The sequence below is a fragment of the Halomonas sp. E14 genome, assembly GCF_052568415.1.
This window is the reverse complement of record NZ_CP199423.1, coordinates 1,106,860-1,127,270: the sequence shown is the minus strand read 5'-3', so window position 1 is coordinate 1,127,270 and position 20,411 is coordinate 1,106,860. Positions and strand designations below refer to the sequence as shown.

Here is a 20,411-nt window from a genome sequence, read left to right as displayed (position 1 = left end):
GCATCGGTTAGACGCGGCAGGGGCAGCAGGGTTCAGGGTTTCCACGCAAAAGGCCCCCGAACGCCGAGCGGACGGGGGCCCGAGAGGCTAGAGGCCGCTTACATGTTGTCAGCGACGGCCTGGCCGAACTCGGAGCACTTCAGCAGCTTGGCATTGTCCATCAGGCGATGGAAGTCATAGGTGACTTCGCCCTTGGCGATGGCCTTCTCCATGCCCTTGAGCACCAGGTCGGCCGCCTCGACCCAGCCCATGTGGCGCAGCATCATCTCGGCGGAGAGAATGACCGAACCGGGGTTGACCTTGTCCTGGCCGGCATACTTCGGCGCGGTGCCGTGGGTAGCCTCGAACATGGCCACGTTGTCGGACAGGTTGGCACCCGGCGCGATGCCGATGCCGCCCACTTCGGCCGCCAGGGCGTCGGAGAGATAGTCACCGTTGAGGTTGAGGGTGGCGATGACGTCGTACTCGGCCGGACGCAGCAGGATCTGCTGCAGCATGGCGTCGGCGATGACGTCCTTGACCACGATGTTCTTGCCGGTCTTGGGGTTCTTGAACTGCATCCACGGGCCGCCGTCGAGCAGCTCGGCACCGAACTCCTCCTTGGCGATCTCGTAGCCCCAATCCTTGAAGGCACCTTCAGTGAACTTCATGATATTGCCCTTGTGCACCAAGGTCAGCGACTCGCGGTCGTTGTCCACGGTGTACTGCAGGGCCTGACGCACCAGGCGCTTGGTGCCTTCCACCGAAACCGGCTTGACGCCGATGCCGCAGTTCTCGGGAAAGCGGATGTTGGTGACCCCCATCTCCTCTCGCAGGAACTTGATGACCTTGTCGGCTTCCGGAGTCCCGGCCTTCCACTCGATGCCAGCGTAGATGTCCTCGGAGTTCTCGCGGAAGATCACCATGTCGACATCGGCGGGCTTCTTCACAGGGCTCGGCACGCCTTCGAACCAGCGCACCGGGCGCAGGCAGACGTAGAGGTCGAGCTTCTGGCGCAGGGCCACGTTCAGGGAACGAATGCCACCGCCTACGGGCGTGGTCAGCGGGCCCTTGATGGACACCACGAAATCCTTGACCGCTTCCAGGGTTTCCTCGGGTAGCCAGGTGTCGGCGTCGTAGACCTGGGTCGCCTTCTCACCGGCGTAGACTTCCATCCAGTGGATCTTGCGCTCGCCGTTGTAGGCCTTCTGCACGGCAGCGTCGATGGCGATCTTCATCGCTGGCGTCACGTCGACGCCGATGCCGTCACCCTCGATGAACGGGATGATCGGATGGTTCGGCACGTTCAGGGTGTTGTCGGCGTTGACGGTAATCTTCTCGCCGCCTTCAGGGACGACAATTTTCTGAAAACCCATTGAGAACTCCCCTGTCTGGTAGGTTCAGTGGAGCGCGGAGTATAGCATTCCCCTCCCAACCGGCCCATATGACCTAAGGACCCCCGCCCGCCGAACGGCGAACGGGGGTCCTGGGCAGGCCGAAAGGACCTAGCGGAACGTCAGCCGTTGGCGACCATCGCCAGCGCCTCGTTCAAGGTCTTGCTGGGGCGCATGACCGCACGGGCAAGCGCGGGGTCGGCATGGTAGTAGCCGCCAATGTCGACCGGCTGGCCCTGCACGCCATTCAGCTCATCGAGGATGGTCGCCTCGTTGGCCTCCAGGGTCTCGGCCAGGCGGGCGAACAGCGCCTTGAGATTGGCATCCTCGTCCTGGGCGGCCAGGGCCTGGGCCCAGTACAGCGCCAGGTAGAAGTGGCTGCCGCGGTTGTCCAGCTCGCCGACCTTGCGCGAGGGCGACTTGTCGTTCTCCAGGAACTGGCCGATGGCCTTGTCCAGGGCGTCGGCCAGCAGCGCGGCACGCGCGTTGTCGAAACGCTTGGCGAGATGCTCCAGGGAGGCGGTCAGCGCCAGGAATTCGCCAAGGCTGTCCCAGCGCAGGTGGTTCTCCTCCAGCAGCTGCTGCACATGCTTGGGCGCGGAGCCGCCGGCGCCGGTCTCGAACATGCCGCCACCGGCCATCAGCGGCACGATGGAGAGCATCTTGGCGCTGGTGCCAAGCTCCATGATCGGGAACAGGTCGGTGAGGTAGTCGCGCAGGATGTTGCCGGTCACCGAGATGGTGTCGAGGCCACGGATCACCCGCTCCAGGGTGTAGCGCATGGCACGAACCTGGGACATGATCTGGATGTCGAGCCCGCTGGTGTCGTGATCCTTGAGGTAGGTCTTCACCTTCTTGATCAGCTCGTTCTCGTGCGGGCGATAGGGGTCGAGCCAGAACACCGCCGGCATGCCGGAATCGCGGCAGCGGTCCACAGCCAGCTTGACCCAGTCGCGGATCGGGGCGTCCTTGACCTGACACATCCGCCAGATATCGCCCTTCTCGACGTTCTGGGACAGCAGCACCTCGCCGGACTCCAGGTCGGTGATGTTGGCGACGCCGTCCTCCGGCACCTCGAAGGTCTTGTCGTGGGAACCGTACTCCTCCGCCTTCTGCGCCATCAGGCCAACGTTGGGCACGGTGCCCATGGTGGCCGGGTCGAAGGCGCCGTGCCATTTGCAGAAGTTGATCATCTCCTGGTAGATGCGCGCGAAGGTGGACTCCGGGATCACCGCCTTGACGTCCTTCATGCGGCCATCGGCACCGTACATCTGGCCGCCGGCGCGGATCATGGCCGGCATGGAGGCGTCGACGATCACGTCGCTGGGCGAGTGGAAGTTGGTGATGCCGCGGGCAGAATCCACCATGGCCAGCTCCGGACGCTGGTCGTGACAGGCGTGCAGGTCGCGGATGACCTCCTCACGCTGGGATTCGGGCAGGGTGTCGAGCTTGTCGTAGAGGTTCACCATGCCGTTGTTGACGTCGACGCCAAGCTCCTCGAACAGCGCACCGTGCTTCTCGAAGGCCTCTTTGTAGAAGATCTTGACGCAGTGGCCGAAGACGATCGGGTGCGAGACCTTCATCATGGTGGCCTTGACGTGCAGGGAGAACATCACGCCGGTCTTGCGCGCGTCCTCGATCTCGCGCTCATAGAATTCGCACAGCGCCTTCTTGCTCATGAACATGCTGTCGATGATCTCGCCCTCGAGCAGCGCAACCTTGGGCTTGAGCACCCGAGCTTCACCGCTCTTGGTGATCAGCTCCATCTTCACGTTGCGGGCGCGGTCCAGCGTCATCGACTTCTCGCCGTGGTAGAAGTCGCCGCCGTGCATGTGCGAGACATGGGTACGTGAAGCCTGGCTCCACTCCCCCATGGAGTGCGGGTACTTGCGGGCGTATTCCTTGACCGCCTTGGGCGCGCGGCGGTCGGAGTTACCCTCGCGCAGCACCGGGTTGACGGCGCTGCCCTTGGTCTTGTCGTAGCGCGCCTTGATTTCTTTCTCTGCGTCGTTCTTCGGCTCGTCCGGATACTCCGGCAGCGCGTAGCCCTGCTGCTGCAGCTCTTTGATCGCCGCCCTGAGCTGCGGCACGGAAGCGCTGATATTGGGCAGCTTGATGATATTGGCTTCCGGCGTCTTGGCCAGGGCACCCAGCTCGGCAAGGTGATCCTCGACGCGCTGCTCGGCGGTCAGGTAATCGGGGAACTGGGAGAGAATTCGAGCCGCCAGGGAGATGTCCCGGGTCTCCACCTCGACACCGGCGGCGTCGGTGAAGGCATCGATGATCGGCAACAGCGAGTGAGTCGCCAGCGCAGGCGCTTCGTCGGTGAAGGTGTAGATAATCTTCGGCGTTTTAGACATGGTGACGTTGATCTCTCTGGTCGCTTGCGGTGGCAATAACTGGAACGGTTGCGCGCACTCACACTGTACGAAACAGGGACCCCGGCATGCTCCACCTACGATTCTCTACAGGCGGGGATGCACTTGGCATCGACCCGGTGGCGGAGTCACGGCAGGCCCCGTGACGACGAGGGCGCTCCCGGCGAGCGAGCGCATTATATCAGCCGCCCCGCCGCTGCGTATGGTCAATAAGACTGACACGCCGCCCTCTCCCATCCCGCCTCGCTTGCCGGTAAGCTTGCTCCATGAGCACTCTCTATCTGCTGCACAAGCCCTACCGCATGCTTTCCCAGTTCACCGACGACCGACACGCCGGTGAAGCGCAGCGTGCCACCCTGGCGGACGTCATCGACGTGCCGGGCATCTACGCGGCCGGACGCCTGGATTACGATTCCGAAGGCCTGCTGCTGCTGACCGACGACGGTGCGCTGATTCACCGGATCAGCGACCCCCGCCACAAGCAACCCAAGACCTATCGCGTGCAGGTGGAAGGCAGCCCCGACGAGTCGGCACTGGCGGCACTGCGTCAAGGTGTCGCGCTCAGCGACGGCATGACCCGTCCGGCCAAAGTGCGGCGCCTGGCCGAGAGCGGCCTGGCGGAGCGCACGCCGCCGCTCGACCCGAGGCGCCACCCGATCACAACCTGGCTCGAACTGACCATCAGCGAAGGCCGCAATCGTCAGGTACGCCGCATGACCGCCCATGTCGGTCACCCCACCCTGCGGCTGGTGCGCGTGGCCATCGGTCCCTGGCGCCTAGATGGCCTGCCCCCCGGCGCTTGGCGCAAGGAAATCCTGCACGCCCCGCGCACCCCATCACGGCGCCCGACGCGCCACCAAGGAGATCGTCGATGAGTCGCTGGCAACCGCACGTCACCGTGGCCACGGTCGTGGAGCGCGCCGGACGCTTCCTGATGGTGGAGGAAGCACCGCGAGGCAGCCCGACCACGCTGTTCAACCAGCCGGCCGGCCATCTGGAGCCCGGCGAGAGAATAAAGGAAGCCGCTCTGCGCGAACTGCGCGAGGAGACCGCCTGGCAGGTGGGCATCACCCATTACCTCGGCATGTACGTCTACGCTTCTGCGGATGGGAAGACCTTTCATAGCCACGGCTTTCTGGGCATGGCGCTGGCGCATCAAGGCACGCCGCTCGACCCGGCCATCCTCGGCGTGCACTGGTTGACCCTCGACGAGATCGAAGCGCTGGACCGCGAGGGGCGGCTGCGCAGCCCGCTGGTGCTGCGCCGCCTACGCGACGCCCTGGCCGAGCGCTTCTTCCCCATGGAGGTGATCCACGAGCGGTAGCGGTGGCTCACCGCGCCGCCAGGCCGCCCCAAGAGCCCGGGCATCGCTAGGCCCGGCCCAACCGCCTGGCCTGGCCCAACCGCCTGGCCTGGCCTAAGTGCGACGAGCCGCTCGATGGGGTCGCACCAACGGGCTCGGCGCCTCGCGCCGAGATCGGGTATAATTCTGCCCCATTTGTAAACCACCGATTCCGAGAGCGCCCATGACCGCCACCTCAGGCAAGGTGATCGTCGGCATGTCCGGCGGCGTCGACTCCTCCGTTTCCGCCCTGCTGCTGCTGGAGCAGGGCTATCAGGTCGAAGGCCTGTTTATGAAGAACTGGGACGAGGACGACGGCACCGAGTACTGTACCGCCAAGGCCGACCTGGCGGACGCCCAGGCCGTGTGCGAGAAGCTGGGCATCAAGCTACATACGGCCAACTTTGCCGCCGAGTACTGGGACAACGTGTTCGAGCACTTCCTGGCCGAGTACAAGGCCGGCCGCACGCCGAACCCGGACATCCTGTGCAACCGCGAGATCAAGTTCAAGGTGTTCCTCGAATACGCCGAGATGCTCGGCGCCGAGAAGATCGCCACCGGCCACTATGTTCGTGGCGGCGTGCGCCACGGCCGGCCACGGCTGCTCAAGGGCATCGACGCCAACAAGGATCAGAGCTATTTCCTGCACGCCGTGCCGGAAGCCGCCATCGCCCGCACGCTGTTCCCGGTAGGCGAACTGGAGAAGCCCGAGGTACGCGCCATCGCCGAGCGCCACGGCCTGGTCACCGCCCGCAAGAAGGACTCCACCGGCATCTGCTTCATCGGTGAGCGGCGTTTCCGCGACTTCCTGCAGCAGTACCTGCCGGCGCAGCCGGGCGTGATCGAGACGGCCGAGGGCGAAGCCATCGGCGAGCACATGGGGCTGATGTACTACACCCTGGGCCAGCGCCAGGGGCTCGGCATCGGCGGGCTGGCCAACCACCCCGAGGCGCCCTGGTACGTGGCGGGCAAGGATCTCGAGCGCAACGTGCTGGTCGCCGTGCAGGGCAAGCACCACCCGCTGCTGTACACCGATTCGCTGGCCACCGAGGCGATGGACTGGGTCGCCGGCGAGCCGCCTGCCGCCGAGGGCCGTTTCACCGCCAAGACCCGCTATCGCCAGAGCGACGTGCCTTGCCACATGCACACGCGGGAGGATGGCGGCGTCGAGGTACGCTTCGATGACCCTCAGCGCGCCGTCACCCCCGGCCAGTCGCTGGTGCTCTATGACGGCGAGATCTGCCTGGGCGGCGGGGTGATTCGCGACATCTGGAATGCCACGGAGCGAGCCGCATGACCACCACCCCGATTCACCGTGCGCCGGACTCCCCCGCGGCGCGCCAGGCGCTGGCCCTTGCCGGCGTGTTCCAGGCCGCCAGTCTGGTCGACGAGCTGGCCCGCACCGGCCAGGTCGAACCGCGCCCCTGGGAAACGCTGATTCGTGCCACGCTGGATACCGACCCGGAAAGCTTCGAGGCGATCTACGGCGGCCACCCCAACAACCTGCGTCGCGGCCTGGAAGTGCTCGAAGCCGTGGTGGGGCGCCGCCAGGCCAATCCGGTGGTGCTGCGCTATGGCTTCTCACTGCTGCTGCTGATGAGCAAGCTGCGCCAGGACGATGCCATGATGAGCACCCTCGGCCAGCATCTGAACCGCATCCAGGGCCAGGCAGAGCATTTCGGCGCCACCCACGAGAACGTCATCGCCAGCCTCGGTGAGGCCTACCAGGAGACGCTCTCGACCCTGAAGACCCGCATCGTGGTACAAGGCGACCCCTCGATGCTGCAAAGCCGCATGATGCCCGAGCGGGTACGCGCCATCCTGCTCGCCGGCATCCGCTTCGCCCTGCTCTGGCATCAGCAGGGTGGCCGCCGCTGGAAGCTGGTGTTCCAGCGCGGCGCCCTCAAGAACGCCCTGGACCAGCTGAGCTGACCTTTTCCTACACGTACCCGGACACTGACCATGCACGCCGCTTCCCTGCCCCTTACCGCTCTTACCGCCCTCTCCCCCGTCGATGGCCGCTACGGCAGCAAGGCCGCGAGCCTGCGCGAGCACTTCAGCGAGTTCGGCCTGATCCGCGCCCGCGTGATCGTCGAGATCCGCTGGCTGCAGCGCCTCGCCGAGCAGGGCGGCATCGTCGAGGTGCCGCCGCTCTCGGCCGAGGCCACGGTCTTCCTCGAGGCGATGATCCGCGACTTCTCGCTGGCCGACGCCGAGCGCATCAAGGAGATCGAGCGCACCACCAACCACGACGTCAAGGCGGTGGAGTACTTCATCAAGGAGAAGATCGTCGCGCAGCCCGAGCTGCACGCCATCACCGAGTTCGTGCACTTCGCCTGCACCAGCGAAGACATCAACAATCTCTCCTACGGCGTGATGCTCGCCGACGGCCTGAAGACCCTGCTGCCGGTGATGCACCGGGTGGCCGACGAGATCGCCAAGCTGGCCCACGAGCACGCTGCCCTGCCGATGCTCTCGCGCACCCACGGCCAGACGGCCAGCCCCACCACCCTGGGCAAGGAGATGGCCAACGTCGCCTACCGCCTGCGCCGCCAGCTCGCCCAGATCGAAAGCGTCGAGATCCTCGGCAAGATCAACGGCGCGGTGGGCAACTACAACGCTCATCTGGCCACCTATCCGGACGTCGACTGGGAGGCCAACGCGCGCACTTTCGTCGAGGGCCTGGGGCTGACCTTCAACCCCTACACCACCCAGATCGAGCCCCACGACTACATTGCCGAGCTGTTCGACGCCGTGTGCCGCTTCAACACCGTGCTGATCGACTTCGACCGCGACGTGTGGGGCTACATCTCGCTGGGCTACTTCAAGCAGAAGACGGTCGAGGGCGAGATCGGCTCCTCGACCATGCCGCACAAGGTCAACCCCATCGACTTCGAGAACTCCGAGGGCAATCTGGGCCTGGCCAACGCCGTGCTCGGCCACCTGGCGCAGAAGCTGCCGATCTCGCGCTGGCAGCGCGACCTCACCGACTCCACCGTGCTGCGCAACCTCGGCGTCGGCCTGGCCTACGGCCTGATCGCCTACGAGGCGGCGCTCAAGGGCATCGGCAAGCTCGAGGCCAACCCGGCGCGCCTGGCCGAGGACCTCGACGCCAGCTGGGAGGTGCTCGCCGAGCCGATCCAGACGGTGATGCGTCGCTACGGTATCGAGAAGCCCTACGAGAAACTCAAGGAGCTGACCCGCGGCAAGCGGATCGATCAGGCCGGCTTTGCCGCCTTCATCGATACGCTGGCACTGCCGGCCGAGGTCAAGACCGAGCTCAAGGCGCTGACGCCGGCCAGCTACATCGGCAACGCCGAGGCCCAGGCCCGCCGGCTGTGAGCCGGCCGGCATCGTACCAGGAGGCGCCATGGTCAAGCTGACCAAGATCTACACCCGCACCGGCGACAAGGGCGACACCGGTCTCGGCGACGGCAGCCGCGTGGCCAAGCACGACCTGCGCGTCGAGGCCTTCGGCACGGTGGACGAGGCCAACGCCACCCTCGGCCTGGCCCAGCTTCACGCCGAGGGCGAGCTCGCCGAGGTGCTGACCCGAGCACAGAACGACCTGTTCGACGTCGGCGCCGACCTGTGCACGCCGGAGCAGGAGAACCCGCCGTACCCGCCGCTGCGCGTCACGGCTGGCCAGGTCGAGTATCTGGAAGCGCGCATCGACGCCTACAACGCCGAGCTCACCACCCTGCGCTCGTTCATCCTGCCGGGCGGCACCGCGCTTGCCGCCCACCTGCACCTGGCCCGCACCGTGACGCGCCGCGCCGAGCGCACGGTCACGGCGCTGATGACGCAGCAGACGGTCAATCCCGAGGTGCTGCGCTACCTCAACCGCCTCTCCGACCTGCTGTTCGTCCTGGCGCGGCGGGCCAACGGCAATGGCGAAGGCGATGTGCTTTGGGTGCCCGGCGCCAACCGATGAATACCGACAAGGCCACAGCGGCCTCGCCCTGCATCGGCGTGTGCCGCCTCGACCCAGCCTCGCAGCACTGCCTCGGCTGCCTGCGCACACTGGACGAGATCGCCGCCTGGTCGTCGCTCGACGACGCCAGGCGTCGCACCATCTTGCGCCAGCTGCCGAGCCGCAGGGCGCACTGACTGGCGCCAGCCACTGCACGATACGCTACCATTAGCGCTTGCTTCCGCAGACGGCACTTGCCGCCTGCGGCCTTCGTGCCCTTTGCCGGATAGCGAGTCCCTATGCCGACCGACAGCCCCCTCACCCTGCTGGGCGGCCTCACCGCCGCCGAGTTCCTGCACGATTACTGGCAGCGCAAGCCGCTGCTGATCCGCGGCGCCTTTCCCGATTTCGAAAGTCCGCTCGATCCCGACGAGCTGGCCGGGCTTGCCTGCGAAGAGGGCGTCGAGGCCCGGCTGGTGGAGGAGGATGGCCCAGACGGCCCCTGGCAGGTCAGCCACGGCCCCTTCGACGAGGCCGTGTTCGGCGAGCTGCCCGAGCGCGACTGGACCCTGCTGGTGCAGGCGGTAGACCACTACGTGCCTGAGGTGGCCGAGCTGCTCGCGAATTTCGACTTCCTGCCACGCTGGCGACTCGATGACATCATGATCAGCTACGCCCCGCCGGGGGGCAGCGTCGGCCCCCACGTCGATCAGTACGACGTCTTCCTGATCCAGGGCCTGGGCAAGCGTCGCTGGCAGCTCGGCGGTAAGGTGGCAGACGACGCCCCGATCCTCGGCGGCATCGACCTGCGTATTCTCGAGCGCTTCGAGGTCGAGCCCGGCGACGACTGGGTGCTGGAACCCGGCGACATGCTCTACCTGCCGCCGGGCTGGGCCCACCATGGCGTCAGCCAGTCCGACGACTGCATGACCTACTCGGTGGGCTTTCGCGCCCCGTCGGCGGATGAAGCTATCACCTCGTTCGCCGACTACCTCGGCGAGCAGCTGCCCGCGTCGCTGCGCTACGGCGATGCCGGCATGGCACCGCCCGCCGACCCCGCGGAACTCGATGACGCCTCGCTCGAGCGCATGCGCCGCCTGATCCTGGCCACCCTCGACGACCCGGCTCAGTTGGCCCAGTGGTTCGGCCGGGTGATGACCCAGCCCAAGTATCCCGACCAGTTGGTGCCAAGCGAACGCCCGACCGACGTCGATGCGCTTGTCGCGATACTACAGGATGGCGAGGAGTTGCTGCGCAGCCCCGGATCGCGCTTCGCCTGGCGCGCCGGCGAGGGCGAGCGCGCCACCCTGTTCGTCGATGGCGACGGCATCGAATGCGCGCTGCCGCTGGCCCGTGCCCTGGCCGCCGACACTCCGCTAGACGCCGATCTGCTGTTGCTCGAAGGCGCTGCCGAACTGCTTGCCAGGCTGCTCGATGCCGGCAGCCTCGGCTGGTATGACGAAGAGGAGTAAGCGAGTGCCAGAGCCAGTCATCATTCAGGAGGGCAGCTGGGCGGAGCTTGGCAAGCTGGCCGGCGAGATCCGCCGCGTGGTGTTCATTGACGAGCAGCGAGTACCGCTCGCCGAGGAGTGGGACGGGCGCGACGACACCTGCCGCCATTTCGTCGCCCTGCGCGGCGAGGCGGCGCTGGGCACGGCCCGGCTGCTGCCCGACGGCCATATCGGCCGGGTCGCCGTGCTGCGCGACGCGCGCGGGCTGGGCATCGGCGCGGCGCTAATGGAAGCCGCCATCGACTCCGCGCGACGCCTGGGCCACGCCCAGGTGGAACTCGCGGCTCAGACCCACGCCCTCGCCTTCTATGAAAATCTGGGCTTCGTCGCCTTCGGCGAAATTTTCATGGACGCCGGCATTCCGCACCGCAACATGCGCCTTTTGCTCAACGGCAGCTAGGCGTCTCCCCGAACTTCAAACGAAAAACCACTACAGCAAGAGGGCGCCCCAACGCCCTCTTGTAGTCATACTACAACCCTGCCTTCCCCAAAGTGCCCATTGTGAAGCCCGCGCCACATGCGCCATAGTGCATGCCAGGGCGAGGGACGAAACGACTGTTCGATCACATCCCTGTAGTCGAATTCATACAGACGTTTCAAATTCGCCAAGGTACGACCAAGGCAGCACAGACAAGCCGCTTCCGAAGGCCGAACCTGATCTCATTTCGCGGGTGCAGCATTATGCATGCCCTGCTCGACCGCACCAGACCCGAGGAGGATGGTTCCATGTCCTACAAAGACGACATCAAGGCACTGGCTCAACTGCGTGAAGCCCAGCAAGGCAAGTGGGCTAGCATCAGCCCCGAGAGCGCTGCCCGCATGCGCGCCCAGAACCGCTTCAAGACCGGCCTGGACATTGCCAAGTACACCGCCAAGATCATGCGCGAGGACATGGCCGCCTATGACGCCGACAGCGCTCAGTACACCCAGTCGCTGGGCTGCTGGCACGGCTTCATCGGCCAGCAGAAGCTGATCTCCATCAAGAAGCACTTCGGCACCACCAAGCGCCGCTACCTCTACCTCTCCGGCTGGATGGTGGCCGCGCTGCGCTCCGAATTCGGCCCGCTGCCCGACCAGTCCATGCACGAGAAGACCACCGTCGCAGGCCTGATCGAAGAGCTCTACACCTTCCTGCGCCAGGCCGACGCCTGGGAACTCAACCACCTGTTCCGCGACCTGGAAGAGGCCCAGAAGGCCGGCGACACGGCTAAGGCCGAGGAGCTGATCGCCAAGATCGACAACCACGAGACCCACGTGGTGCCGATCATCGCCGACATCGACGCCGGTTTCGGCAACGCCGAGGCGACCTACCTGCTGGCCAAGAAGATGATCGAAGCGGGTGCCTGCTGCATCCAGATCGAGAACCAGGTCTCCGACGAGAAGCAGTGCGGCCACCAGGACGGCAAAGTCACCGTGCCCCACGAGGACTTCCTGGCCAAGATCAACGCCGTGCGTTACGCCTTCCTCGAGCTGGGCGTTGATGATGGCGTCATCATCGCCCGCACCGACTCCCTGGGCGCCGGCCTGACCCAGAAGATCGCCGTGACCAAGGAGCCGGGCGACCTGGGCGACCAGTACAACAGCTTCCTCGACGGCGACGAGATCACCAGCGCCTCCGACATCGACAACGGCGACGTGGTGATCAAGCAGAACGGCAAGCTGGTCAAGGTCAAGCGCCTGGCCTCCGGCCTCTACCAGTTCAAGCCGGGTACCGGCGAGGACCGCGTGGTGCTGGACTGCATCACCAGCCTGCAGAACGGCGCCGACCTGCTGTGGATCGAGACCGAGAAGCCCCACGTCGGCCAGATCGCCAGCATGGTCAACCGTATCCGCGAAGTGGTGCCGGACGCCAAGCTGGTCTACAACAACTCCCCGTCCTTCAACTGGACGCTGAACTTCCGCCAGCAGGTGTTCGACGCCTGGGAGAAGGAAGGCAAGGACGTCTCCGCCTACGAGCGCAGCAAGCTGATGAGCGCCGAGTACGACAACACCGACCTGGGCAAGCTGGCCGACGAGTGGACTCGCAACTTCCAGCGCGACGCCGCGCGCGAGGCAGGCATCTTCCACCACCTGATCACGCTGCCGACCTACCACACCGCCGCGCTGTCCACCGACAACCTGGCCAAGGGCTACTTCGGCGACGAAGGCATGCTGGCCTACGTGGCGGGCGTTCAGCGCCGCGAGATTCGCGAAGGTATCGCCACCGTGAAGCACCAGGACATGGCCGGCTCCAACATCGGCGACGACCACAAGGAGTTCTTCCACGGCGAAGCGGCCCTGAAGGCCGGTGGCAAGGACAACACCATGAACCAGTTCGGCTGACATGGCGTGACGTAAACGACTGGAACCCTTGGGGAGGCCTTGTGCCTCCCTTTTTTTCGTGCTTCCCTTGCCCAGCGCCTTGGCGGGTGCAGCCGGAACAGACCTTGCGTCTGTCGCTGGTGAGTCAGCCTTGAGCCTGGCTTATTTCGCTGCCCCGGGCACTCCCCGGCGCCGTACTGGTCAAATGGGCCATGACGAGTTAGGCTAGTTAGCAAACAGTGTTTCGTATAATCACGGCAACGACGATGCTCCTACGAGATCGGAATCGACCTTGCCCTCAGGAGGTGTCCATGAAGCGTCTTCTTCCCGTGCTGGCCCTTGGCGCGCTTACCCTGGCCGGCTGTGCCAACACCTCGACCATGGGCGGCGACGTCTATCGCGGTAGCCAGGCCCAGACGGCCCAGACCGTCACCTTCGGCACCATCACTGCCCTGCGTCAGGTGCAGCTCCAAGCTGACAGCCGCATGGGCGGTATCGTCGGCACCGGCGGCGGCGCCGTGGTCGGCGGCATGCTCGGCAGGCAGGTAGGTGGCGGCACTGGCCGTCAGCTGGCAACCGCGGCGGGTGTGATCGGCGGTGCCGTGGCCGGCAGCGCCATCGAGGAGTCCACCAACCGCGTGCGCGCCTGGGAAATGGAGATCCGCCGCGACGACGGCCAGAACGTGGTGATCGTGCAGAAAGCCGACCGCCCCTTCCAGGTCGGCCAGCGCGTTCGCATCATTGGCAGCGGCGCCAATGTGAGCGTAGCGCCCTACTGAAGCCCACTCTCTCGCAGCAAGCGTAGGCCCCAGTAATAAGAAGGCCCGTGGCGATGCCACGGGCCTTCTTTCATAGCGCAGCTTTATGCAGCAACTCTGCGAGCCACGGGTCGGGTGTCGCCCCGACCCGGCCACCATGTGTTAGTGAAAGGTGGCCTTGTTCATGCCCCAGCTCACCGCCTTGCGCACGATCAGGGCCAGCAGTGCGACCAGGATCAGAGTCAGCAGCATATCGACAGGACGCACCAACGCGGTGGCACCCAGCACGGCCAGCGCCAGGCTCCAGACCCAGCGGTTGTCGTCGTTGCTCTTGATCACACGCGGAACGACCTTGCTCACTCCGGCGCTGACGGTGGTTTCCCACTGCTTGATGCAGAAGTACAGGATGAGGGCAAAGGCGATCAGCCAGAGCACGATCTCGGTCATGGGTAGGCTCCATGGTAGGTTTCAGGGACAGGGCAAAAAGAATCCCGCTAGGGTAGCCTCGCGGCACGGGCCGCGCAACTAGGCCAATAGGCGTGAATGAGGCTCAGGCCGTTGGCGAGCAACCTGAAAATGTCTCTCCTCCCCTGACAGCCTTGGAATGGCGCGTTACCATATTGGCTACATGCACCCAAAGAAAGGCTACTCATGCAGATTGCGCAGAATTCCGTCGTCGCATTCCACTACACCCTGACCAACGATGCGGGCGAAGTGCTCGACAGCTCCGAGGGCCGTCAGCCGCTGACCTACCTGCACGGTGCCGGTAACATCATTCCCGGGCTCGAGCGCCAGCTTGAGGGTCGTGCCGCCGGCGATAAGCTGAACGTCTCCGTGTCGCCGGAAGAAGGCTACGGCGAGGTGCAGCCGCAGCTCGTGCAGGAAGTGCCGCGCGATGCCTTCCAGGGCGTGGAGGCCGTGGAGCCGGGCATGCAGTTCCAGGCCCAGACCCAAGGTGGTCCGATGATGGTCACCGTCACCAAGGTCGAAGGCGATACCGTCACCGTCGACGGCAACCACCCGCTGGCCGGACAGAAGCTCAACTTCGATGTCGAGATCGCCAACGTGCGTGAAGCCAGCCAGGAAGAAATCGAGCACGGCCACGTCCACGGTGAAGGCGGCGTCGAACACTGAGTCGACGCACGTTTCCACGCGAGACGACCAGGGGCAGCCAGATGGCTGCCCCTCTGTTTTTCAGCGCCCCGCCTTACAACGGCCAGCATCGGGCTAGCCACGGCGAGGAGCGACCCGCCTAGCGTACCAGGGCTACCCGGGCACGGCTGCGCTCGCCCTGCCACAACCACAGCGCGATGGCGAGGGTGACGCCGAGCAGTAGCCACGAACCGACGGCAACCCCGAACCAGCCGGCCCGCTGCCAGAACGGCTCGAGCCACAGGCTGCCCAGGCTGGCACCCAGGTAGTAGAACACCAGGTAGAGGGCCGAGGCACTGCCGCGTGCCGTCTGCGCCTGGCGGCTGACCCAGCTCGAGGCCATCGAGTGAGCGAGAAAGAACCCCACCGCATTGATCGTCAGCCCGACGATGATCCAGGCCAGCGAGGGCGACAGAGTGATGTAGGTACCCGCCATCAGGATGGCGATGCCCAGCGTCATGCAGGCCGGCTGGCTGAGATGCCGGGTCAGCCGGCCGGAGAGCGCCGAACTCAGCGTGCCGCCGAGGTAGGTGAGGAAGATCATCCCCAGCCAGCGGGCGCTGAGGCCAAACGGCTCATCGGCCAGGCGAAAGGTGATGTAGCTGTACTGGTTGATGAAAATGAGGAAGTTGATGCCGCCGAGCAGGTAGGCGGCCAGCAGCAGCGGGTGGCGTAGGTGCCCGCCCAGGTCGGCCAGGGCGGCACGCAGCTCGAAGCGCCGCGGGCTGAACTGGCGAGGCGGCGGCAGCAGCTTCCAGAACAGCGCCACACCAACCAGCGTGACCAGCCCGACGGTGAGGAAGCCGGCGCCGGCCCCCCCCAGCTCACCGACGCCGCCACCGATCAGGCGACCGCCGATTCCCCCCAGCGTATTGGCGCCGATATAGAGCCCCACCGCCGCCATCAGCGCCGGGCGATCGAACTCGTCGCCCATCCAGGCGATGGCCACCGCCGGCAGCCCACCGAGCACGAAGCCCTGTACCAGGCGCAGGGCCAGCAGCGTCTCGAAGTTGGGCGCCAAGGCTAGCCCCAGCGAGCACAGTCCGGTCAGCAGCAGAGTGATGCGCATAATTCCGCCGCGCCCGATGGCATCCGACAGCGGGCCGAAGACCAGCAGCGATGCCGCCAGGGCCAGGGTAGCGACCGACATGATCAGGCTGACCGCCAGGGTCGAGACCCCGTACAGCTGGCGCAGGTCGGGCAGCAGCGGCTGCGGCGCATAGAGATTGAAGAAGACCAGAATGGAACCCAGGCAGAGAGCCAGGGTAGCGCGCCACCAGGCGCGCGAGTGTGCAGCGATCATGCGAAGAACCTGAGCGATTACCGGTGTCACATGATCAGTGATGCCACATAATAAGCCAAACAGAAGAAAACGATGACAAACATCTCTTTTTCTTATTGCGGAGCGATATGAGCCTGCCCTTCGACCTGCGTGCCCTGCGCGTCTTCGTCACCGTAGCCGAACATGCCGGCTTCAGCGCCGCGGCCCGCGAGCTGCACGTGGCCCAGTCGGCCGTCAGCCAGACCATCGCCAACCTCGAGCGCCAGCTGGAGCTGCGGCTCTTCCACCGCCACGAGCGGCGCATCGCCCTGACCCCGGAGGGCGAGGCGCTCTATGCCCATGCCCGCGAACTGCTCGAGCGCGCCGAGGCGACCCACCTGGCCATGCGGGAACTGCACGGACTGGTCAAGGGCGAGGTCCGCATCGGCATTCCGTCGATGCTCGGCTCGTACTATTTCCCGCCGCTGCTGATGGGGTTCAAGGCACGCCATCCCGGCATTCGCCTGACCGTGGTGGAAGCGGGCGCACGCCGACTGCAGAGCATGATTGCCGCGGGGGAGCTGGATCTGGGGGTGGTAATCGACGACGAGCAGAGCCGTCAGATGGAGCGGCGACGGCTGGTGCGGGAAGAGATGGTGGTTTGCGTGCCCCGCGACCATCCGTTTGCTCAGCGGCGCAGCGTGAGCGCCGCCGAATTCTTTCAGGAGCCGCTGGTGCTGTTTCAGGATGGCTACTTCCATCGCGAATTTGTCGACGCCCTGTCGCGTCAAACCGGGCTTGTCGCCAATATTGCCTTCCAGTCGAACTTGATCCCGCTGACCAAGGCGATCGTGCGCCAGGGTTTCGGCATCACCACCTTCCTGCGCCGGGTGGTTGACGAGCCTGGCCTTGCCGCGGTCTCGTTCGACCGCCCGGCCTGGCTCGACCTATCGCTGGCCTGGGCCAAGGGGGGGTACCTGTCTCGCGCCGAGAGCGCCTTCGTGGCGTTCGTGACCGAACACCATGAGACGCTCTAGCAGAAGCCTGGACTCAGCCTTCGCCGAGGTCGGCGACGCGCTGCGCCAGGGTCGTCGGCTCCAGCGTTCGGCGCGCCTGCCAGAAGTGACGCTTCCAGTAGGTATTGTCGAGCTCCGATAGGATCACGCCCTGCGAGGTGGAAGCGTGCAGGAAGAAACCCTCGCCGACATAGATTCCGACATGATCATAGGCGCCTGGCGGGCGGAAGAAGACCAGATCACCGACCTGCAGCTCATCGAGCCCGACCTGGGTGCCCTTCTGAACCTGTTCCCCGGTGGAGCGAGGCAGGTCGAGGCGGAAAGTTTCGCTGAAGACGTTGCGCACCAGCGCCGAGCAATCGATACCTCGCTCGGTGGTGCCGCCCAGCCGGTAGGGGGTGCCCGCCCAGCGGCGATGCTGTGCCAGCAGCGCCTCGCGGACCACGGCCTGGTTGGGGCCGTGAAGGCTGTCGGCGCGCAACAGCGGGTTGTCCACCGGGGACATCATGGGGTTCCAGGACGCTGGCATGCCGGGCAGCTGAAGGGCGAAGTAATCTTCCACGCCCTGAGACTGCTTCGCCGAACCGGCACATCCGGTCAATAACCCCAGAGAGATGCAAAGCAACACGATACGCGTCGATCCCGTTGCGACCATCCTGCGAATTCCTTATTCCCTGAGCCGCACGCGTCCCGATGAGCCAAGGCTGGCTCAGCGCTGACCAACTGCTGCTTAACTTCAGGACATTCGCTGTGGTAGTGGTGCCTGGCAACCTGCCCGTACCACTGCCAAAGCGGCCTTTGGCGGCTCGCGATATTTTTTTTAAAGGCCCCTAGAGCGCGGGGCCGTTCCCATAAACGTGATGACTATAACCACACTTTTTCACTAGAGCGAGCCCTAATGTAGCGTGCGTGTATCCCCCGGCAAGGTATCGATGTGCTGGGGCGCCCAGTGAGACGGTCTGGCGCCCGGGAAATCCAGGCTTGCCCAGGCCCCGGCCAGCGGCGGCGCTCCCGACAGCCACGCCACCAGCGCCTGGCGGAAACCCTCCAGGAAGCTTTCCCGTTCGGGGGTGTCGCCCATGAAGAACGAGAAGCCGGCATGCAGGCCGCTGGCGTAGGCACGCCAACCACCATAGTGTGCGGCAGCCAGGGCATGGGATCGCTCCAGCACACTGGCAAAAGCGGACTCGTCCAGCCATCCCAGCTGGCGCCCGGCAATTGCCAGGTCCACCGCTTGGGCGATGTCCCAGGCGGTCATGTCCAGCTCGTTGCAGCCGTCGGTGTTGTCTCGCACTCGCTGCAGTCGCAGCAGGTGGTTGCGGTCCTCCTCGCTGAGGTCGCCGGAGTCGAGCATGGCGATCTCGGAGGCAAGGCGCTGGGCGTTCAGGGTATAGGGGGCATAGTTGATCTGGTAATCCTGCCGATCCCCCGCTTCAAGCAGGAAATCGAGAAACTCGATGAGCTCGGCCTGTCCATGCAAGCCGTAGTGACTGTCGATCCACTCATGGATCGACGCCGCCTCGCGCTCGCTCTCGCGGTGAGGTTCGCTCCAGGCCGCACTGTTCAGCGGTCCGACCAACGCCATGGCGGTGAAGCGCGACAGCGTGGGACGCGGGCCCGGCTCCTGCCACTGAGTGCTGCGCCAGTCGAGCCAATGGAAAGGACTGCCCGGGTCGTCGAGGTGCCAGCGGATCTCGTTGACCAGCGGCGGGTGCTCTCCCTCGGGCAGCAGTGCCTCCCACTGGGCCCAGGCTTCGAGCAGGCGGCGCGCATCGGGATAGAAGCGACTCAGAGTACCCCGCAGCGATTCGGCCAGCGCTTCCAGCGCTGTCGGATCGAAGGCCTCGCTGTCCATCGCCATTTGCAGGTAAAAGGCGTACTTCTCGGCCATGTGGATGGTGGCCGCATGGCGGCTGCCCTGCTTCAGCGCAGCTAGGCTGCCCAGATCAGCAAGCGCCGGCCTACCGAATGGCGTGTCGCTGGGCGGCAAGGCGCTATGGGCGGCGTCTGCGGCCAGCTGGTTCAGGTGATGCGCCTGGGCCGGTAGCCAATAGCGGGCCAGGGCTTCGATGCCTTCATCCGGGTAGAGGCCAAGCGTTTCCTGCAGATACTGCAGCGCGTCATCGCGGCGCGCCTGGGGCAGCGGTTGCAGCAGGCCCTGGCGCATGGCGAGCTCCGGTTCGCGCACCGAGGCGAGCGCCAGCACCCAGTGCCGGGCGGAGCGCCGCCACTCGGCCACCGCCTGACGCGACGCTTGCTTCTCCTGCTCATCGAGCAGCTCCTGCAGCGGCACTCGCCAGGGGCTGACCGGGGAGCCCAGCAGCAGCTCCCAGTCGCGAGCCATGTCCGCCAGGCAGTTGCTGCCTTCGAACAGGCTACGGCCACGCTGGTAGGAGCGTGCCAACGCCGACCAGTCGCTGTAGCGCCGCTGCAGCAGGTCGGCCGCATGCACGGCGAAGTCATGGCCCTCGTCGAGCGTGAGCCAGCCCGCGCAGATCCCGAGCCACGCCAGGTCGACCATTCTCAGCCAGTCCCAGGCGGCCCACTCCAGCGGTTCGCCCTTGTCGATGAAGTCGAGCATGACCTGGCCATAGTCCTGCTCGGCTTCACCCAGGCTCTCGCGCCACTGGCCACGGGCATCGCCCTGCGCCTGCAGCAGGCGGGTCGCGTCGAGATCCCAGCCGTGGCGCTGCCCCTGGCCCGCCATCCACAGCAGGTTCTGGATCAGTGCGGTGCGATCCTCGAGCTGCCAGTCATGGCTGAGCCAACGCCGCGCCTCCTCGCCCTCAGGGCCGTCGGGACGCGCCGCCGGCAACCCTGGCAGCGGAGCGAAGGCGGCGCGCAGCCGCCAAACGCCCTCACCCGGCCCATCGGGCCACAGCGACAGCGGCTTGCGCCGGTGGTGCGTTACCCACTCGGCGATCAGTTCCCAGGTAATGCCCTCGCCCTGATGCTCCAAGGCGGCCAGGGCTTCGCAGGCCTCCCAGAAGACATCGTCGCCCCGCACCCAGCCTTCGGCACTCTTGGCATGCAGCAGCGCCTCGTGCCAGGCATCCAGGCTGGCGAAGTGGCCAGTGATCTCGTCGGTTAGCCGCAGTGCCCAGTGGCGGGCACGCGTCTCGGTCAGCCAGCCGGCAGCCCCCGCCAGCGCCACCAGCTCGAGCCCCGCCAGCAGACGGGCGGGGTCGGGGCTTCCCGTGCGCAGTGCCTCGATCAGGCGCCAGCCGAGCTCACCGCTTTCCATGACGCCGAGCTCGGCTAGCCTGGCCGTTGCGGCATCGGTCTCGATCATGATGGGTTCAGGCTCGAAAGCCCATTCGCACAGCACCAGCTGCTGGGCCCACCAGGCGTAAAGGGGGTCGACCAAGTCTCACCTCGGAGTCTGCCTCAAGGGAACGGCACGGTT

Annotated in this window: 19 protein-coding genes; 13 read left to right on the top strand and 6 right to left on the bottom strand. The window is 65.8% G+C overall.

The annotated features are described in order from the left end of the window. Positions 1-98: 98 nt before the first annotated feature. Together icd and ACT7B3_RS05210 are read right to left on the bottom strand one after the other, a co-directional pair. The gene (gene icd, locus ACT7B3_RS05215) at positions 99-1,355 is read right to left on the bottom strand and encodes an NADP-dependent isocitrate dehydrogenase (RefSeq protein WP_445157112.1); all 1,257 of its coding nucleotides are present in this window, start codon (positions 1,353-1,355) and stop codon (positions 99-101) included. Positions 1,356-1,495: 140 nt separating this feature from the next. Next, positions 1,496-3,733 carry an NADP-dependent isocitrate dehydrogenase gene (locus ACT7B3_RS05210; protein ID WP_445157111.1) on the bottom strand — a complete coding sequence of 746 codons (2,238 nt, stop codon included), beginning with the start codon at positions 3,731-3,733 and terminating at the stop codon, positions 1,496-1,498. Positions 3,734-4,017: 284 nt separating this feature from the next. Between ACT7B3_RS05210 and ACT7B3_RS05205 the strand changes: the two genes are divergently transcribed. The 11 genes from ACT7B3_RS05205 (at position 4,018) to ACT7B3_RS05155 (ending at position 13,597) form a co-directional block, all read left to right on the top strand. After that, complete coding sequence (locus ACT7B3_RS05205; protein ID WP_445157110.1) at positions 4,018-4,626, top strand: pseudouridine synthase; 609 nt, start codon at positions 4,018-4,020, stop codon at positions 4,624-4,626. After that, positions 4,623-5,075 carry an NUDIX domain-containing protein gene (locus ACT7B3_RS05200; RefSeq protein WP_444678139.1) on the top strand — a complete coding sequence of 151 codons (453 nt, stop codon included), beginning with the start codon at positions 4,623-4,625 and terminating at the stop codon, positions 5,073-5,075. Before ACT7B3_RS05205 ends, ACT7B3_RS05200 begins: the two co-directional genes overlap by 4 nt. A 202-nt stretch (positions 5,076-5,277) precedes the next feature. Next, complete coding sequence (mnmA, locus tag ACT7B3_RS05195; protein WP_445157109.1) at positions 5,278-6,390, top strand: tRNA 2-thiouridine(34) synthase MnmA; 1,113 nt, start codon at positions 5,278-5,280, stop codon at positions 6,388-6,390. Further along, positions 6,387-7,025 (top strand): high frequency lysogenization protein HflD, encoded by a 639-nt coding sequence (gene hflD / locus ACT7B3_RS05190; protein ID WP_445157108.1) that lies wholly within the window; start codon positions 6,387-6,389, stop codon positions 7,023-7,025. Before mnmA ends, hflD begins: the two co-directional genes overlap by 4 nt. A gap of 45 nt (positions 7,026-7,070) precedes the next feature. Continuing rightward, positions 7,071-8,435, top strand: a complete 1,365-nt coding sequence (gene purB, locus ACT7B3_RS05185) for an adenylosuccinate lyase (RefSeq protein ID WP_445158844.1) — start codon at positions 7,071-7,073, stop codon at positions 8,433-8,435. Between the two features lie 28 nt (positions 8,436-8,463). Beyond that, positions 8,464-9,027 carry a cob(I)yrinic acid a,c-diamide adenosyltransferase gene (locus ACT7B3_RS05180; RefSeq protein ID WP_445157107.1) on the top strand — a complete coding sequence of 188 codons (564 nt, stop codon included), beginning with the start codon at positions 8,464-8,466 and terminating at the stop codon, positions 9,025-9,027. Then, the gene (locus tag ACT7B3_RS05175) at positions 9,024-9,203 is read left to right on the top strand and encodes a DUF1289 domain-containing protein (RefSeq protein WP_445157106.1); all 180 of its coding nucleotides are present in this window, start codon (positions 9,024-9,026) and stop codon (positions 9,201-9,203) included. The genes ACT7B3_RS05180 and ACT7B3_RS05175 overlap by 4 nt, the downstream gene beginning before the upstream one ends. A 102-nt stretch (positions 9,204-9,305) precedes the next feature. Beyond that, positions 9,306-10,478 (top strand): JmjC domain-containing protein, encoded by a 1,173-nt coding sequence (locus ACT7B3_RS05170; RefSeq protein WP_445157105.1) that lies wholly within the window; start codon positions 9,306-9,308, stop codon positions 10,476-10,478. 4 nt (positions 10,479-10,482) lie between these two features. Further along, on the top strand, positions 10,483-10,917 hold the full coding sequence (locus ACT7B3_RS05165; RefSeq protein WP_445157104.1) for a GNAT family N-acetyltransferase: 435 nt from the start codon (positions 10,483-10,485) through the stop codon (positions 10,915-10,917). Between the two features lie 326 nt (positions 10,918-11,243). Further along, positions 11,244-12,839 (top strand): isocitrate lyase, encoded by a 1,596-nt coding sequence (locus ACT7B3_RS05160; protein ID WP_445157103.1) that lies wholly within the window; start codon positions 11,244-11,246, stop codon positions 12,837-12,839. 290 nt (positions 12,840-13,129) lie between these two features. Continuing rightward, the gene (locus tag ACT7B3_RS05155; protein ID WP_445157102.1) at positions 13,130-13,597 is read left to right on the top strand and encodes a hypothetical protein; all 468 of its coding nucleotides are present in this window, start codon (positions 13,130-13,132) and stop codon (positions 13,595-13,597) included. Positions 13,598-13,738: 141 nt separating this feature from the next. On the opposite strand, the gene ACT7B3_RS05150 is transcribed toward ACT7B3_RS05155, so the two are convergent. Next, a complete protein-coding gene (locus tag ACT7B3_RS05150) occupies positions 13,739-14,023 on the bottom strand; it encodes a hypothetical protein (RefSeq protein WP_444678143.1) in 285 nt (94 codons plus the stop codon). A 204-nt stretch (positions 14,024-14,227) separates the two neighbouring features. Between ACT7B3_RS05150 and ACT7B3_RS05145 the strand changes: the two genes are divergently transcribed. After that, positions 14,228-14,710, top strand: a complete 483-nt coding sequence (locus ACT7B3_RS05145; protein WP_444678144.1) for an FKBP-type peptidyl-prolyl cis-trans isomerase — start codon at positions 14,228-14,230, stop codon at positions 14,708-14,710. Positions 14,711-14,828: 118 nt separating this feature from the next. Here ACT7B3_RS05145 and ACT7B3_RS05140 read toward each other — a convergent pair whose 3' ends face one another. Then, entirely contained in the window at positions 14,829-16,031 is a 1,203-nt protein-coding gene (locus ACT7B3_RS05140) for an MFS transporter (protein WP_445157101.1), read from the bottom strand. Positions 16,032-16,138: 107 nt separating this feature from the next. Here ACT7B3_RS05140 and ACT7B3_RS05135 point away from each other — a divergent pair, with 107 nt between their 5' ends. Next, positions 16,139-17,026 carry a LysR family transcriptional regulator gene (locus ACT7B3_RS05135; protein ID WP_445157100.1) on the top strand — a complete coding sequence of 296 codons (888 nt, stop codon included), beginning with the start codon at positions 16,139-16,141 and terminating at the stop codon, positions 17,024-17,026. 13 nt (positions 17,027-17,039) lie between these two features. Here the strand turns inward: ACT7B3_RS05135 and ACT7B3_RS05130 are convergent, their stop codons facing one another. Both ACT7B3_RS05130 and ACT7B3_RS05125 read right to left on the bottom strand, forming a co-directional pair. Continuing rightward, on the bottom strand, positions 17,040-17,660 hold the full coding sequence (locus ACT7B3_RS05130) for a C40 family peptidase (protein WP_444678145.1): 621 nt from the start codon (positions 17,658-17,660) through the stop codon (positions 17,040-17,042). Between the two features lie 240 nt (positions 17,661-17,900). Next, positions 17,901-20,372, bottom strand: coding sequence for a DUF1266 domain-containing protein (locus tag ACT7B3_RS05125; RefSeq protein WP_445157099.1), 2,472 nt, complete (start codon positions 20,370-20,372; stop codon positions 17,901-17,903). Between the last annotated feature and the right edge of the window lie 39 nt (positions 20,373-20,411).